This is a genomic window from Nocardioides pacificus (assembly GCF_054775955.1).
Window position 1 is genome coordinate 87,627 of sequence record NZ_BAAHCI010000006.1, and the last position, 16,307, is coordinate 103,933.

10 protein-coding genes and 1 pseudogene are annotated in these 16,307 nt (G+C 65.3%); 8 read left to right on the plus strand and 3 right to left on the minus strand.

Annotated elements, in window-relative coordinates:
- Positions 1–189: 189 nt before the first annotated feature.
- The 4 genes from ACYU7L_RS12135 to ACYU7L_RS12150 all read left to right on the plus strand — a co-directional run bounded on the left by ACYU7L_RS12135 (position 190) and on the right by ACYU7L_RS12150 (position 6,170).
- Positions 190–3,333, plus strand: a complete 3,144-nt coding sequence (locus ACYU7L_RS12135; protein WP_460796855.1) for a peptidoglycan DD-metalloendopeptidase family protein — start codon at positions 190–192, stop codon at positions 3,331–3,333.
- A gap of 64 nt (positions 3,334–3,397) precedes the next feature.
- Positions 3,398–4,000 carry a hypothetical protein gene (locus tag ACYU7L_RS12140; protein ID WP_460796857.1) on the plus strand — a complete coding sequence of 201 codons (603 nt, stop codon included), beginning with the start codon at positions 3,398–3,400 and terminating at the stop codon, positions 3,998–4,000.
- On the plus strand, positions 3,997–5,475 hold the full coding sequence (locus ACYU7L_RS12145) for a type IV secretory system conjugative DNA transfer family protein (RefSeq protein WP_460796859.1): 1,479 nt from the start codon (positions 3,997–3,999) through the stop codon (positions 5,473–5,475). Before ACYU7L_RS12140 ends, ACYU7L_RS12145 begins: the two co-directional genes overlap by 4 nt.
- Positions 5,472–6,170 carry a hypothetical protein gene (locus ACYU7L_RS12150; protein WP_460796861.1) on the plus strand — a complete coding sequence of 233 codons (699 nt, stop codon included), beginning with the start codon at positions 5,472–5,474 and terminating at the stop codon, positions 6,168–6,170. Before ACYU7L_RS12145 ends, ACYU7L_RS12150 begins: the two co-directional genes overlap by 4 nt.
- Positions 6,171–6,265: 95 nt before the next feature.
- Here ACYU7L_RS12150 and ACYU7L_RS12155 read toward each other — a convergent pair whose 3' ends face one another.
- Entirely contained in the window at positions 6,266–6,844 is a 579-nt protein-coding gene (locus ACYU7L_RS12155; RefSeq protein WP_460796863.1) for a hypothetical protein, read from the minus strand.
- 488 nt (positions 6,845–7,332) lie between these two features.
- On the opposite strand from ACYU7L_RS12155, the gene ACYU7L_RS12160 reads away from it, so the two are divergent.
- Positions 7,333–8,409, plus strand: coding sequence for a hypothetical protein (locus ACYU7L_RS12160; RefSeq protein WP_460796865.1), 1,077 nt, complete (start codon positions 7,333–7,335; stop codon positions 8,407–8,409).
- A 114-nt stretch (positions 8,410–8,523) separates the two neighbouring features.
- On the opposite strand, the gene ACYU7L_RS12165 is transcribed toward ACYU7L_RS12160, so the two are convergent.
- Positions 8,524–8,757 carry a hypothetical protein gene (locus ACYU7L_RS12165; RefSeq protein WP_460796867.1) on the minus strand — a complete coding sequence of 78 codons (234 nt, stop codon included), beginning with the start codon at positions 8,755–8,757 and terminating at the stop codon, positions 8,524–8,526.
- 102 nt (positions 8,758–8,859) lie between these two features.
- On the opposite strand from ACYU7L_RS12165, the pseudogene ACYU7L_RS12170 reads away from it, so the two are divergent.
- Positions 8,860–9,170: pseudogene (locus ACYU7L_RS12170) on the plus strand (transposase); the annotation flags it as partial.
- Between the two features lie 37 nt (positions 9,171–9,207).
- Here the strand turns inward: ACYU7L_RS12170 and ACYU7L_RS12175 are convergent.
- Positions 9,208–10,737 (minus strand): hypothetical protein, encoded by a 1,530-nt coding sequence (locus ACYU7L_RS12175; protein ID WP_460796869.1) that lies wholly within the window; start codon positions 10,735–10,737, stop codon positions 9,208–9,210.
- Between the two features lie 423 nt (positions 10,738–11,160).
- Here ACYU7L_RS12175 and ACYU7L_RS12180 point away from each other — a divergent pair, with 423 nt between their 5' ends.
- Positions 11,161–12,750, plus strand: a complete 1,590-nt coding sequence (locus ACYU7L_RS12180; protein ID WP_460796871.1) for a hypothetical protein — start codon at positions 11,161–11,163, stop codon at positions 12,748–12,750.
- A gap of 759 nt (positions 12,751–13,509) precedes the next feature.
- Positions 13,510–16,307 (plus strand): NACHT domain-containing protein (locus ACYU7L_RS12185; RefSeq protein ID WP_460796873.1); only part of this gene is annotated, 2,798 nt, incomplete at its 3' end.

Genomic DNA, 16,307 nt, shown 5'->3' on the forward strand with positions numbered 1-16,307 from the left:
TCTTCAAGCGAGACGATCATGTGTCGACAGTACATCGAAAGCATCAGCCAGAGTGACGAGTCTTCAATTCAAGTGCTGACGAGTGTCGAACCGGCACGACCTGCACGAACTCAGATCAGGGCCTCCGGGCGTCCGATCGAACCTGAGTTCCTAGAGACAGCCGGCTGAGGCGCTCGGGACTGACCTGTCGTGAAGAAGTTGCTGCTCGCGGGACTGCCGGTCCTGATCATCTTCGTGACCCTGCCGTTCGTCGTGACCCTGATGGTGGTCATGACGACGACCACGGCCGCCGAGTGCCGCAACCAGACCAACGAGACCGCACCCACCGACCTCGGTGACCTCGGTGCCATCGACGGCCCCGTGGGCGGTCCGGTCACGGGCAAGATCACCATGGCGCAGGCCAACATCCCGCGCCGCTCCGGCCTCGACGGCTTCCGGGCCTCCATGCCCCGTGTGCTCTCGACTGATCCCGACTTCGTCACGCTCAACGAGGCCAGCGGCTGGAGCCTGGCACAGATCAAGGCGGCCGCCCCCGGCTACGCGGCATTCCGGGTCGCCGACGACACCGGCGACAACAACTCGATGGGCAACGTCGTGCTCTGGAGGCGCGACACCTGGTCCAAGGCCAACGGCGGCCGAGTCACCCTCGCCGTCGACGACACCACCTACTACCAGGGCCGCCCGGTCACCTGGGACCGGTTCGCGACCTGGGTCATCCTCAAGCGCGCCGACGGCGCCGTGGTCTCGGTCATCTCCACCCACCACATGACCAACCCGCACAAGTACCCCCGCCAGCACGGGAACCCGCCGCTGACCCGGCCCCAGCAGTACGGCGCCGGCATGGACATCCTGCTGCAACTGCGCAACTCCCTGGCCACCCACGGCCCCGTGCTCATCGGCGGCGACATGAACACCCATGCTTCCTACACCGACCTTCCGTGGACGGCGGCCGCCAAGATGAAGGCCGCCGGCTACGGCTGGCACCACCACGCGGTCGACTTCATCTTCTTCCCCCAGCACCAGGGCGTGCGCCTCGAGCAGCGCTGGGACGGAACCATGGTCTCCGACCACCACTGGATCGCCGCCCGCATCGCCATGAACGGTGCCGGCCCCGAGAGCGCACCCAGGACTGCGGCCACCCGCGAAGGTGTGGTGAACCCCGCCCGGGCCAGCGGGACCTCGACCCCGCCCCCGTCGGGCGACGTACTCGCCCAACTGATGCGACTGCGGTTCGCCTCTAGCTACCCGAGCCTGACCACCGAGCAGGCCCGCAACGCGATCACCATCGCCCAGGTCGCCCGCGACCTCCAGGTTCCCCGCTACGGGCTGCAGATCGCGATCGCCACCGCGATCCAGGAGTCCAACCTGGTCAACCTCGCCGGTGGCGACCGCGACTCCAGCGGCCTGTTCCAGCAGCGTCCCTCGACCGGCTGGGGGAGTCGTGCCGAGGTCACCAACCCTGTCCTCGCCGCTCGTGCCTTCTTCGGCGAAGCCCAGCACACCGGCAACCCCGGACTGCTCGACATCCCCGGCTGGCAGGACGTGGCGGCGCCCCAGGCTGCCCAGGTCGTGCAGCGCTCCGGCTTCCCCGACGCCTACGCCCAGTGGGCGGACGTCGCCGGCGACATCACCGATCTGCTCGGCAGCGACCTGCCCGTCCTCCCAGACGACGGCCCCATGACGAACGTCCCAAGCTGCCGGGGCGAGACCGTCACCCCGATCACCGTCGGCACCCTCAACATCCTGGGCGCCGGCCACACAGACGCTCGGCCGGGTGGAGGCAACGAGCGGCCCGGCTACGACACCTGGGACAAGCGACTGCCCGGGGCCATGCGCACGATCGAGAACTCCGGCGTCACGATCGCCGGCCTCCAGGAGGTGCACGGCCCACAGGCCACCGCGCTGGAGAACCAGTACGCGGCCAAGTGGGGCATGTACCCGACTAGCGGCAAGGTACAGAACCGGGTCATCTGGGACCGCAGTGAGTGGAGGCAGACCGACGGGCGCCTTGTCAACATCCCCTCCTTCGACGGCCATGACGTCGGCATGCCCCTTGTCCAGCTGACCGGCGCAGCTGACGGCCCGAGCCCCGGCCAGGTGATTTGGGTCTGGAGCATCCACAACCCCGCCAACACTCGAGCGAACGCCGCCGGGTACCGCAAGAAGGCGCTGCGACGCCAGCTGACCACCATGACCGCGATTTCCGGCACCGGCACCCCGGCGGTAATTCTGGGCGACTTCAACGACGGCAAGGACAGCAACAACTCCTCACACTGCGCGCTGACCCCTGAGCTGAGCAACGCCTTCGGCGGATCGGCCGAGCCCTGCAAGAAGCCCAAGAAGGGCGCGCCGGTCGATCACATCTACGGCACCAACCTCACCTGGGCCAGCGCCGAGGTCGACAACAGCACCCAGACCAGTAAGGTCGCCGACCACCCACTCGTGGTCGCCACCACCGCCGGCAGTGGCGCGGGCTGCTCAATGGCCCAGGCGACCAGCTACGAACTTGGCCCGGTCAAGCCGCAACTGACGCAACTGGTGAACATCCTCGCCCCGATGTTCCACATCAAGACCGTCGGCGGCTACCGCGCGAGCGCCACCGATCCCCACGGTCACCCGGCCGGTCTGGCGGCCGACTTCATGGTCCCGCTGACACCAGTCGGCAAGGCCCAGGGGGATGCGCTCGTGGCGTACGCCCAAGCCCACGCCCGCGAGCTCGGGATCGACTACATCATTTGGTATCAGCGCATCTGGTCGGTTGCGCGAGCCGACGAGGGCTGGCGACGGTTGGAGGACCGAGGTTCGGCCACCGCGAACCACCTCGATCACCCCCACATCAACGTGCTCCCCAACGCCGAGGTCGCCCCGGGCTTCCTCGAAGGCGCGTCCTGTGACGAGGTGGTCTACCCGGTTCCTGCGCACTACATCGGAACGGACCGGAAGAACTGGCGCGAGACCGGCCCCTACTGGACCAACTGGCACACCGGCACCGACTTCTCCGTTCCGTGTGGCACGACCGTCTATGCCGCCCATGGCGGCACCATCGAGATCGACACCAGTCAGGGCTGGGCCGGTCCGCAACTGGTCAAGGTGACCACTGGCGCCGCCTCCCTGACCACCTGGTACGCGCACATGCAGCGCGTCACCGTCAACCGCGGCCAGACCGTCGCTGCCGGTGAGCCGATCGGCCAGGCCGGCAAGGAAGGCAATGGAAGTGGCTGCCACCTCCACCTCGAGGTGCACCTCAAGAACGGCTCCATCTACGGAGCCGACAATGTCGACCCCTCGACCTGGCTGGCCGAGAACGCCTCGAAGCCGAGGCGGTCGGGATGATCGCCGCCGGCGCCTTCCGACACATAGGTGTCCAGCAGAGCAGCTAGCCGGAGGCGGCATCCCCATGCAGAGAGAGCGACGACGCGACCCGTACCCCTGGACCTGGGAGATCCCCGCAGCCGCGGCCCTGACGGCTCTGCTCGTCATCGTCCTGGGCATCCAGTGCGGCCGCTCGGTCGCGAACCTGCTCGCCGGCGCTGGCTGGACCTGGCCCGACGCCAACGCCGGCGCGTTCCCCTCGCCGATCGGCCCCGCCTTCTGGACGAGCCTTCCCGGCGTGCTCGGCGGGCACTCCGACTCCGGCCTTCCCGCACCGACCCCGGACGGGCTGGCTGGGCGCGGCGTTGTGTGGATCAGCGTCGCGACGACCGCGGGGACACTGCTGATCGTCGCTATCGGTCTCGGCGTCTGGGCCCACCAGCGTTGGGGACCGGGCCGCATGCGCGGCATGGCCACCGCCGCCGAGGCCGAGAAGATCCTAGGCATCACTCGGCTGCGCAAGGTCGCAAGCATTGTTCGACCCGACCTCCACGACAAGCACAACACCACCACGGCGACACCAGTACAACGCACCGCTGGCGACCGCACCGAACACAGCGGGCCGATGCTCGGCCACGGGCTCAGCCCCTGGCTCCTGGCCGGCCACCGCACGAAGGGGGAGCGATGAAGCTGAGGTTCAACCCATGGGACGTGGGGTGGCGCATCGGGGACGCGCACGAGCCGCGGGGCGGCGAGTTGTGGGTGCCGTGGGACCGCACCGCCGGGGTGATCGGCCCGCAGGGTTCTGGCAAGACCCTGGACCTGCTCACCCCGGCCCTGCTCAATGCCCCGGGGGCCGCACTGGTCACCTTGACCAAGGTCGAGGATCTGCTGCTGAGCCTCACCCAGCGCGCTCGCGACGACCGACCGTGCGTGGTACTCGACCCGTTCGGCTTGGCGGAGGGCGTCGTGGACGAGCTGATCTGGGACCCGATAGCCGGGTGCGTGGACCCGAAGGTTGCCGAGCGGCGGGCCAAGGCTTTCACGGCCGGCACCGTCAAAGGCGCGATCACCGGCGGCACCGGGGACGATGCTGCTCGGTTCTATGCCGCGGAGTCGGCGAAGGTGCTGCAGGGGTACTTCCACGCCGCGGCCTTGACCGGGAAGAGCCTCGAGGACGTCTTGCGGTGGATCGCGAACCCGGCCACGGCCACCCAGCCGACCGAGGTCCTGCGACGCCACCCGCACGCTGAGCCGTTCTGGCACGGCCTGCTGCACGCAGCTCTCAACGGCGACGACCGCACCGCCGGCAACACGATCACCACGGTGCAGCAGGCCGTGTCATTGTTCTTCCAGGCCGACATCCGCCGTCGCTGCGTTCCCAGCCCCGGGCGTCCCGCGACCGACCTGGCTGACATCGTCCGACGACGCGGCACCATCTACCTCTTGGGCCGTGAAGACCCCTACGCCTCGGCCAGCCCCCTGATGACCGCGGTGGCTGAGCACGTCTTGGACACTGGTCTGTTGCTGGCGAACAGTTCGCCGTGGGGTGGGCGGCTGTGCCCGCCGCTGGTCTCGGTTCTCGATGAGCTGCCCTCGACCGCACCCCTGCCGACCCTGCGCACCCGGATGGCCAACGAGCGCGCCCTGGGCCTGTCGTTCATCTGGGCCGCCCAGACCCGTCCCCAGCTGACCAGCATCTTCGGCGAACACGAGGCCCGGGCGCTGCTCGGCCTCACCAACACGCTGGTGATGTTCGGCGGATCCAAGGACGTCGCGTTCAACCAGGAGGTCTCCGACCTCCTCGGAACGGTCCGAATCGGCCGCATCACCCACTCCACCGGCGGCTTCAAAGGCGGCAGCCGGAACTTCTCCGGCGACGACATCCCCATCATGCGGCCCGAGGAAGTCCGCCAGCTGCCCGAGCGGCGGGCCCTGGTGATCGCCGAGAACGGCAAGCCGATCATCGCCAAACTGAGGCGCTGCGTGGAGAGCAAGGCTGGCGAGCGGCTCCTGTCCGACCAGCGGGCGCTGCGGGTGCGGCTTACCAACAACGAGCGCATGGTCATCGCCCCCGAGGCCCGGGCGACCGCCGCCCTTGCCGAGGCAAGACGCCTCGGCTTCGTCGACGACGACGTCGACCGCGCAAGGAGCGAGCTGTGACGGCCGAACGGACGAGACGTGCCGTGCACGGCCCGATGGTGGTCCCGTTCCCCACGCCCGGAGAGCAGGTCCGGCTCGCCTACCGTGAGCTCCATATCGCCATCAACGGCACTGAGGAGCAGAAGAAGAACCTTGGGATGCCCGCTCTGCTGCCCCGGCCATGGGAACCGGCCACCTGCCTGGGTGCCGAGCTTCGGAATCAGTTGTGGGAGTGGCTCGAGGACGTCGTCATCTGGCTAAACCGCGAGTACGCGTGGGACGTCTACGGGCTTATCCCCGGGTGCTGGCCATTGCATCCACATCTGGTCCACGAGGTCGCGGTGCTTGCTGATCAGCGCCGCCGCGCTGGACTGGCGATGACAAGTGACGCGCTCGAGGAATGGCACCGCTACTGCCTGGCAGCGTTCACCGACAGGATGCGCAGTCGGCTTCGGGCCCACTGCGACGACGAGCACAAGAGCTGGCCAGGCAAGCCGCGACACAACGAGCACCTAGGCGAGGCTGCCACTCAACGGCGCGAGAACGCCTTCGCTGACGACGTCCACGCGCTGCCCGTCAACCGGCGGGGCTACGGGCAGCCCGGCCCGTCTGGTCGACCACGGCTGGTAGAGGTCGACCTAGACACCGGCGAGATCAAGGACGACCCGCCTAGGGCCCAGCCCCGCACCCGAACCGAGAGGGGTCCCCGAGTCTGATGGGGCAATCGCGGCGAAGTGACGCGGGATTCGGAGCGGCTCGCGCCAGCAAGCGCGATGACCTCGCGCAATCAGTCTGAGCAGGCTAGACCCCGCTAGGCGTCGGACGCGTCCGCATCTGCCGCGACCTCCTCCGCGTCGGGTATCGGATCGTCCCTGGTGAAGTTTGCAAGGACCTCAATTGCAGCATCTGAGCGGTCCAACGCGCGTTGCATCGCTTGGCCCATTCGTTGGCTTAGTTCGACTCGGGACTGTCCTGAGACTTTGGCTCGAGCAACTTCGGCACCCGCATCGAAGTTGGCAACGGAGCGAAAGAAGCGACTGACGATGTTCCACTGATCAGCGTCAAGGTGCCTAGCAATCTTCTCCCGGTATTGGATCCAGGACTCCTGGGGCAGAGAATAGGCGCGCGACCAGTAGCGGCCGTTCTTCACAGCCATTTGCATCCGTGCCCGCGCATGCTCAACGTCGCCCCGGACAATGCGTGCTGCAATCTTCGCCTCCTCGCGCGAGGAAGCCTCGGCAGCCCGTTTCGCCTCGACTCGATCCTGACGCCGAAGCTCCGCTTCGTCTCGACGTCGCGTTGCTTCGTCAGCGCGCCGTTGACTTTCAGTCGCCGCGTCCCGTCTCTGCTGGATCAGGGACACCCCAGCTGTGAGGACGGCACCGAACATGGCGGCTACAAAGGCGAGGCCTCCTGCTGCCCAATCAACGTCCATACGGACATTGACCCACCTCGTCGTGTGACGCGCAACAGGTGTGCTCAGGTCGCGAGCGGGCTGAACCCGCTCCCACCCACGGTGCTCGAACAGGCAAAACGCACACCTGGCGGTGGATGACTTGGCGTCCCCCATGAGAGGCCGCGCGACTCAGACGAGGGGCCGAAAGCGTGCACGTGGAGCGCGGGCCGGCGGGCTGCCCCTCGAACGCGGCGGTATGACGCGCGAGCTTCTGTCTCCTTCGCTCCGGCGTTGGAAGGATCATGTGGGCTGCGGAAGGTTCTGCTGAATCCACCGCCGCCCACTAGCAACGTTGACGTGATCATGGCTAGCGGACCACGGCGCGGTGCTCTCCCACCGGTCGGAGACCTTCACCGCCTTGCGGCATTGAGATGCGACTTCGAAGAGCTGGCGGAAACCATTTACTGCGGGAGGATGTGTGCATGTCCGATGAAGTTGCTCCTCTCGATATCCACAGGCTGATGCGCGACCTGGAGGAGTCCGGTCGCCAACGGCGACTCGTCGAGGCAGAAAGACCCTCCGCCGATTACATAGGCGAAGTACTGGCGAAGTCGGTCGTGCTATCGCGCGCGCTGCTGGATGCCAGTCGCAATGTGGTGTTCCTGAGCAAGGGCGAAGACCCAGACGGGGACTACGGCCTTCGATACGTAGCCGGTTCATTGGCGGAACAGGACGCGACCTGGATGGCGGGCCATCTTTCGTTTGATGTCCCGACGGATGAGCTCGGTGAACCGATCTACTACCTGGCGCATCCCCTGGTTGATCCCGTCAGGTGCACCCTCGACTTTGTGCAGCGGTTTGTACGGGCAGCGATGGATCACCTCGAAGCCTTGGGGCATCTCGTGAAGGACGACGTTGGTTTCCGGGCGACCGCTGTTCTTAGCCGTGCAGCACTTGAGGCGTGTGCTGCAGCCCGCTACCTGATCGATTCCGAAGTGTCCTCTGCCGAGCGAGTTCGGCGGCTCTGGAATCTCCAGTGCGAGCAACTAACGGAAGACGGCCTCCGCGACGTTGATGAAGGCGACGAAGCGAAGGTTCACCGGGAAGCAGTCTTGTCGGCGGCGGAATCGGTCGGTTTCAATGTTCAGAGGGTAAAGCGGAATGAGCGGTACCGAACACCGAAGGTGCTGGCAGAAGACGGCAAGCCTCACTCGAGCACGCTCGAGATGATTGAGGCTGCGTTGACTGCCGACCTCGGGAGGTCGATGTGGCAGGGCTTGTCCGATGTCGCGCACTCGAGGTCATCTGGATTGATGCTTCTCGACGAGTTGTCGCCTCGTGAGAAGCAGATCGTCGCTATGCGAACTGAATCCATCGCCTTCCATGCCATGCCTGCGCTGATCGCCTTCACAGGGCTCGGTGATCATCTCGAGAGTTACCTCGGCTGGGAGGATCTCTCCTGGAGAGAGAGCCTCGAGCCCGTCCTTCAGCTCTGGAGTGCCAGTTCGGGAGGAGCCGACGACGTGATCCGGCGGAATCTGGGATTACCTGCGCTCTGAACGTCCGGATCGCGGCGGATAGACGCACGTCTCAGCGAACGCGAGCTGGTCGGCGCGTCGAGATGCAGCGAGGGCAACGGATCGGCTTGTCCGGCACGCGCAGCGCAACCCGGCCTATTCCCGGGGCGCGGGGAGCCGCTGTTCCAGCAGGGTCCTGATGGCGACCAACTCGTTTGCGATGTTCGTGAGCATGGCGAGGGTCTGGTGAGCGACGGCTGCCTCGGGAGTGGCGGGCCCCGCCTGCGGGGGCTGGCTCCGCATCATTTGGTTCTGCTTCTTGAGCAGCTTCGTCTGTTTCTGAGACTCCCGCGCTGCGATCGCGTTCATTGCCTTGTCAATCTGGCCCATTCCTCAATCATCGCCTATGGCCGCGGCGTCGGCCCGACCTCGCAGCAAGATTCGGCCCGACCTCGCAGCAGTCCCGCTCGCCGCGGAGATGTCCCCGGCTGCGTGGTCCACAGCGACCGCGGCTCTCAGTTCCGCAGCAGGAAATTCGTGCACGCGCTCAACCGTCACGACATGGTCGGATCCATGGGCCGCGTCGGCGCAGCCGGCGACAACGCCGCCATGGAGTCGTTCTTCGCGCTACTGCAGAAGAACGTGCTGGACCGCCGCACCTGGGCCACCCGCGAAGAGCTGCGTATCGCGTGCGATGGATCGAGAGGACCTATCACCGCCGCCGCAGACAGGCCGCTCTCGGGCGATTGACCCCCATCGAGTTCGAGACCATCATGACCGCGCCAGCCACACAGGCTGCGTGACCCAACCTGTCACCTGATCGTGCAGCAGTCCCGATCGCTACGAGTGAAGCGCTCGGTGCCGGGCGAAGCTCCCTGCGGTGGCCGGTGAAAACGCCGTGATACGCCTCCCGGCCAAGGCAGCCACAGCCTCTGCAACGTCACGAACCTCTGCCTCGCGCACCGCGATCACCGCACCAGTGTCATCGACGGCGATGTAGCCAAGCTCGAACAGCGTGTCGCAGCCGAGCGCACACGCGAGCATGGCCGCTGATGAGAAGTCGAGACGCTCGGCGTCGTTGAGGTGGCGTCGGGGCACGATGTGAGCTGCAACGAGCAGCGAGTCGGGGAGCACCCTCCCGCAGAGCGCGCACGTGGCCTCGTTCGCTCCGGCGAACAGATGCTTGCGCAGGTGCGACTGTTCGCGCCGGATCCGGACCGTTGCAGTCACGTCAGTCTCGTCAAGATCAAGCAGCACCGGGAGGGGGCCCACCGTCATCGAAGCCACGGGAGGCTCCGACACCAACACGGCATCGAGCAGCGCATGTGCAGCCTCCGCTCCCAGCGGCGCGATGTAGAGCTGGCGAGGGATACCGTCGCGGGTCAACGGCCCCGGAGCGCCGTTGGGGATCAGCTCAGCGATTCGCTGGAACGGGAGCTCGAGGTCCTGTTGCGTGATGGCGATTTTGACCTGCCAACCCTCGTCGGAGTCACCGTCCCGCTTGCGCTCGTAACCGTTAGGACGCGGTGCTGGCTGCCACGCTTCCTCGACCGTGCTTACAGCCCTCATCACGCCAGTGGCGTAGTGGAAGACCACGTCACCGGGACGCAGGTCCTTAATGAGGAGGCGGTCTGGCCTCTCGCGGTGCTCGTTGGGAGCCGTCCACAGGGTTCTCTGGAAGATCGACGCATCGAAGGTCGCTCCCTGCGAGACCCACCAGTACGACCGACCCGCGGAAGTAACTCCAATCCGAGGGCCGACCGGCTCGTTGCCCGCCTGCTCGGCTTTGTAGACGCAGTCTTTGCACGGCGGAAGGCTGGCCATCTGGTCGTCAGAAGCAAGGGCGGGCGGCTCCCCGATCCATGTTCCGTCGTCGTTGCGGAACCAGTGGTCGCAGTCAGCGAAGTGGCGCATCGCAATCGGTGAACCGTTCGGCAGGCCAGTCTTCACGTCGACCGGCACCTTCACCCACTCGACGGTCGGCCATTCAACGACTGCGGCGAGTCCAAACTGCCGTTCGATCCCAGGCGTCACCAGCGTGCCCGCCATGGCGGCGGTAAGCACGGCCTCCAGTCTGGTCAGATAGATACGGAGTTCGTCACTCATCGCCTCCCGTTTGAGCCAGCCCCGAACCTTGTGCGCGCCCTTCTGGGCCGTGGACGGACTCGACGGCACGAATCCCTCTCGAAGAACCCGAAGTTGCATCTTGAGGGTGCCGAGCTGGCCGGTGTTGATGCGAAGCCGCGACTTCAGGTCCGCGTTCGAGAGCCCTTCATTCCGCAGCCTCCACAGTTGACCCGTGTCGTGATCCTCCCTGCTGAGGATCTCGTCGATCTCGGCCAGACGCTGGCTCGACAACGGATCAGTCACCGTCAGCCCCATCCAAAATGTCGAGCCCCGGCAGGCCGTCCAGGATCTTGCTCGTCTCCACACTGACGGTCACAACTCGAGCGAGCAGCTCGGGCGCGCCGTTCGCCGAGGACTTCGTGGATGGTCACGGTCACGAGGTGCAAGTTTGCCGTAGACCGCATTGGCGGCGGTGTGGGGCAGGTCCAGTGTCCCCAGACCGTGCAGCAGCGCCGTCTAGCGAGTCCCCGCTAGTTGTGTGCTTAGAGCCGATTTCGTGGGCACTCGGCCGCTAGGCTCCAGAGCGTCGAGTCAAGACTTACGGGAGGTGCCTTGCCGAAAGCCACCCCGATTGAACATCGCCTTCCCACGGCGGCGACCGTCAAACAGATGTACGCGACCGCGTTTCGATGTGGACACCCGAGGTGTCGAAAGCCGCTGTACCGGATGAACGACGCGACGGGCGACCTGACGCTGAACAGCACTGTTGCGCACATCCACGCGCGCCGGGAGAACGGGCCTCGTTGGAATGCGTCGATGTCGGAAGAGGACAACCGGTCCGAAAGCAACCTGATCTTGCTGTGCCTCGAACACTCTTCCGAGGTCGACGACGTGCCGGACGAATACCCTGCTGAACAGATTCAGGCGTGGAAGGTCACGATCCGCGATGAGTACGACAGGTTTCATCAGAGCTGGACGATTACTGAGGACCAAGTCGCCGAAGTGTTCGCGGCGTCGTTCTCGATGCGCGAATTTGCACGCACCACAGTCGAGTCCACCAGCGTCGCGGCGTGCGTCCGGCTTGCTGCGACTCTGATGGAGACAGTCATCACCGCTCGCCGTCCTGCGCACTTGGTCTCGGCCGGTTGGGAAGCGCTCCGTCGACGTACCAATGACGGCTTCTTCGCGTACGACGACCGCGGCGAAAGAGTATTCGCGCAACCCCCGGAGATCGAACGGCGCAGATTCACCGACGACATGGTTGCCGCTCTCACCGCGGTGCGCGATCAGCTCGAGCCCACGGTGCAGAGCCTGGCGGCTGAACTGCGCACCCTGAAGGCGACCAACGCCGAGTTGGCCGACTGGGCTGACTGGGTTGAGCGCGAGGCACGAGACCTTCTGACCGAGGCGACGAGAGCCAGCCTCGATGAAGTCGCTGACGTCGACATGAGTGGGCTGTCCGCCGCGATCGACGCGCTGTCGGCGAAGTGGCGCGGAGACTCCGCTGCAATTCCTCCCGAACCAGAGCCTGTGCCTTCCGAGGAGGTCGATGAGGCCGCTAAGGTTCGAGCGATGCTCCGCGGTGTCGCGCAAGCCACCGCCCCGTGGCGCCGGGTGAACACCAGGGAATACGACGAGAGCCTTTACGACGCACTCGTGGCCGGTCTTCCTTACGCGGCAACGTTCCCGCCGATCGTCAGCAACATGCCGCTGACGTTGGATGCGTTGGCCGATGGAGCCGCCTCGGTCCTCCGAAACGCCGACGACGAGGTTTGGGAACGGCGCATCGGTGAAGCTCACGAGCAGGAACCCTGCGCCGTAGCTGTACTGCTGCTGCAGCACCTGAGCGTGCTGGCTACGGATAGCGGTCGAGAGACAGCAGCTGAACGCGCCGTCGAACTCATGAACTTGCGCCTGCACGATCAGGTGTGGACCGGCGAGCAGCCGTGGGTAGACAACGTTATGCACGTCAGGGAACTGCTCGACGCAACCGTCCCGCTCGTGGGCATTAACGAGATTCGCGACCAGGTGAGCACGGTCCTGCAGTCGTTGGCTCCGATCGTCGTCTTGGAAGCGATCGCCAACTGGCGCGAGGAGTCGTCGCTATTCGGCTCCTTCGACTTCAACTCTCCGGGCGTGGCCGTGCCCGTCGTTAGTCAGTTGCCGGACTGGTTGCCGGTCGCCGAGTTCGAGGAGTCGGTGCGTGGCTGTTGGTCGGACTTGAACGTGGCCGATCTGGACTCGGGGGACACCGGACGCCGCTTGGCCGCTGAATTTCTCCACCTGATCGATCGGTTTGGGGTGGAGACCCCGTAGCGGTGGATGCCAGCGCACGGCAGTCCGTCGAATGCCGTCCGCCTCGGCGACAAGCGCGGCGAGGAACCCCACGCTATGGGGTTGGGGACGATTCGAAGTCTGCGATGAAGTTCGGCTCTTGAGTCCGCAGGAGTTTGCCACGCGCGTTGCAGCATCCTCGACGAGACGACCTACGGCTTCGAGCAGAACCTCCGCTTCGTCCGGGGTGGGGAGGTCGCCCTCGCCGTAGCGTGCTGTCCCACGCAGACGATGCAACGCCACTAGGGTGGTGTGGCGTCCGAGGTGGTGTTTCCCAGGCCAACGTGGACCTTCGTCCAGTGCTGTCTGGCCACGAGGTGAGCCAGCGCCGTAGCTGGAAGGCGCACAGCCGGTGGATGTGTCCGGAGCAGCGGGCAAGGTAGGAGACCGCCGTCAGTTGGGCTGGCGACATCTCGGTCGGTTGGAACGGTAGGAGTGCAGTCGTGCCTGACATGGGGCCACCTCGCGGCGGCCTGGTTCTGTCCGGCCCCGCCCGCCGTCAACGCGACCGGGAGTCTGGGCCTATCGACGCTAGTCCTCTCTCCCCGGCTGTCGTCGTCCGCGGAGCGGCGGAAGGACGCGGGTCCGACCTACGCTCGCGTCGCAACGTTGCTTGGTTGTGCCCTCGTGGGCAGCGAAATCGAGCGGAACGGACGTACTACGTTCGTGGCGGACCTCAAGAGGTCATTATTGGGCTATGCGAGTGTCCCCTGTTCCGGCGGCGTGGTCGGCTTGGTGGCAATGAGCGACGCGATCGACGAGAGCGAACGTTCGCCAACAGCTCCCCGGGTAGTCGGCGCTGGCGGCGGCGTTGCGGACAAGCTCGGCAACAAGTACGAGCTGGCATGGGCAGTGCACCATGCGCTTCGCTGCATCCAGGATGAACGACGCTCGATCACGCTCGAGGACCTCGACCCAGAGCTGGCCGACGGGTCTGAGTTCACCTATGTCGACGAACACGGCACGGTCACGGTGACTCAGGTCAAACGCCAGAACAGCATCACCGACCACTGGACGATTGCGGCTCTTCGTAGTCGTGGCATCTTCGCTGCGGCTCGACGACATGTCGAAGCCGGTCGCGAGTACCACTTCAGCTCCATGACGCCGTGTGGAGCACTGCGAGTACTGAGCGAGTGGACCCGGCAGTCGGCCGACGTACAGCAGTTCCTGACGCGCCAGCTCACCAAACAGATGACCCCGATCTTTGACGAGCTTTCCGCCCCCGACATCTTCGGAAGTGCGGAGAGGGCGTGGCAGGTGTTCCGCGCAATGTGGTTCGAGGTAGGTGATGAAGACCAGCTCATCAAGACCAACGCGTCGCTGGCCGATGTCTCGCTCGAAGGTGCGGTCGGATTGCTGCTATCGGTCGCCATCGGTGCCGTACTGATCGACAACATCCGCCGGCCGCTGACCCGACGCGAATTGCTGGAAGGCCTTGCCAAGCATGGCATTGCTGTACGCAACGAAGCCGCCAAGCGGACTGCGCACGATGAGGTGGTTGCACAGACAAGAAGCTGGCGCGGCACCGTGGAGCGCGAGTTGCTCAGTCCCGCGATCGAGCGTACCGAGGCTGCTGACCTTATTGAACTGATGAACACAACCCGTGTGGCGCTGGTCGTCGGTACTGGCGGTGGCGGTAAGTCATCGGTGGTCCTCCAAGCCGTCAGTGGTCTTGAGTCACAGGGCGCCGAGGTGCTGGCCTTCCGCCTCGATCGGCTGGGCGGATTCAGTTCGACTGTCGAGCTCGGCACCCAGCTCGGCCTGTCTACCTCGCCCGTGTCGTCACTTCGCCTCGCGGCAGATGGTCGCAACGCATTCCTAGTCATCGACCAGCTTGATGCTGTTTCCCTCGCGTCCGGTCGATTGTCCGAGCGCTATGACGTTGTTGCGGACCTCATCCAGGAGGCAGTGTCGACTGCTGGGGTGCGAGTCATCCTGGTCTGTCGTCTCTTCGACGTGGAGAACGACGACCGCATCCGCAAGCTCGACGCCCGCAACGATGTCGAGCGGCTGACCGTCGGCGCTTTGCCGAGTGAGGCCGTCACAGCTGCTGTGGCGGCGATGGGGCTCGACGCGGATGCCCTGACGCCCACTCAACAAGAGCTATTGCGGTCACCCCTGAACCTGGTGTTGCTTGACACCATCGCCAGCCACCCAGGAGCGCTCAATTTCACCTCTCGAGGGTCGCTCTTTGAGGCCTTCTGGCAGCGCAAGCGACAGGCCCGTCCCGAGACTCGCTTCAATGACGTGCTGGCGCGGGTCGCCAACGCGGCAAGCGACGCACAGACGCTCTCGGTCCCGATTGAGATCCTCGATCCAGATGACTACATCAAGGACGCCCAGGTTCTAGCCTCCGAACAGGTCTTGGCGATCGACGACGATCGCGTCTCCTTCTTCCACGAGACGTTCTTCGATTACACCTTCGCGCGACAGTGGCTCTCTCGCGGCGACTCGCTGGTCGGCTTCCTCACCGCTCAGGAGCAGGAGCTGTTCCGACGCGGACAGGTGCGCCAGATCCTCGACCTACTCCGCGAACGTGACCCGGAACGATTCCGCGTTGAAGTCGAGGAAACGCTCGGCGACTCGGCCATCCGTTTCCACATCAAAGAAGCCGTCATCATCGTCTTCGCCAACATCAGCGCTCCAACGGATGAGGACCTCGATCTTGTGCTGCGGCTGAGCGAAACGGAGTCGACGCTGACCAAACGACTCTGGCAGCAGATCACTCGACCTACCTGGTTCGGTGTTCTACACGACCGGGGCCTGGTCGAGGCCTGGGTTGACCATGAGGAACTGCCTCTGCGCGAGCGAGGTGTCGCGTGGTTGGCGAATGCCGGGGGCGATCACGGTGAAACCGTGGCAACGCTTCTCGCGTGCCGCCGCGATGCGCCCGAGTATCTGAACTGGCTCCGCTGGTTGACGCAGCGTGCCGACCTGCACCTCAACCGACCGCTCTTCGATCTCCTGCTTGACGCGGTACGGAGCGGTGACTTCGCACCATCCGACCACGGTCTTTGGCTGTCCGCGCATGATCTTGCGGCACATAGGCCCTTGTGGGCAGTAGAGCTACTCAAGGCATGTTTCGTTGAGAGTCCGTCGTCCCTAGTTACGGGCGACGACGGCAAGGTCACTGTCCTGGGACTTCACGAATACGGCGTCTCGCAGCTTGTCGATGGATCGTGCAACTCGGAACCGCGGGCGTTCGCTGAGGCCATCGTTCCGTACCTCCTCGACGTGATGCAGGCGACCCACTACGACCGGCACCTCGGTGATCTGCTGCGCGATCGTCACTTCAGCTTGCGACTGCGCTCGAAAGCTGGGTTCGACAACGCCGACGACTCGCTCTTCAACGGCGCTGCACAAGCGCTTAAAGCGTGGGCGTCGACCGATCCTGAGACGGTCAAACCGCTGTTGCAGACGCTCGCAGCATCAGAGCTGTCAACGGCCAGCTTCTGGTCCCCGCTGGTGGCCAAGTGGAAGTCCCCACTCTCCGTCGGTTCTTCAGGTGGTCTTGATGCGGGTTCCTCCGCTCTCTCGGG

Excerpts from the sequence above, each read along its gene's own strand:
- ACYU7L_RS12140 (WP_460796857.1), top strand. The coding sequence starts at position 3,398 with ATGCAGAGAGAGCGACGACGCGACCCGTACCCCTGGACCTGGGAGATC.
- ACYU7L_RS12145 (WP_460796859.1), top strand. The coding sequence starts at position 3,997 with ATGAAGCTGAGGTTCAACCCATGGGACGTGGGGTGGCGCATCGGGGAC.
- ACYU7L_RS12155 (WP_460796863.1), bottom strand. The coding sequence starts at position 6,844 with ATGTTCGGTGCCGTCCTCACAGCTGGGGTGTCCCTGATCCAGCAGAGA.
- ACYU7L_RS12160 (WP_460796865.1), top strand. The coding sequence starts at position 7,333 with ATGTCCGATGAAGTTGCTCCTCTCGATATCCACAGGCTGATGCGCGAC.
- ACYU7L_RS12165 (WP_460796867.1), bottom strand. The coding sequence starts at position 8,757 with ATGGGCCAGATTGACAAGGCAATGAACGCGATCGCAGCGCGGGAGTCT.
- ACYU7L_RS12180 (WP_460796871.1), top strand. The coding sequence starts at position 11,161 with ATGAACGACGCGACGGGCGACCTGACGCTGAACAGCACTGTTGCGCAC.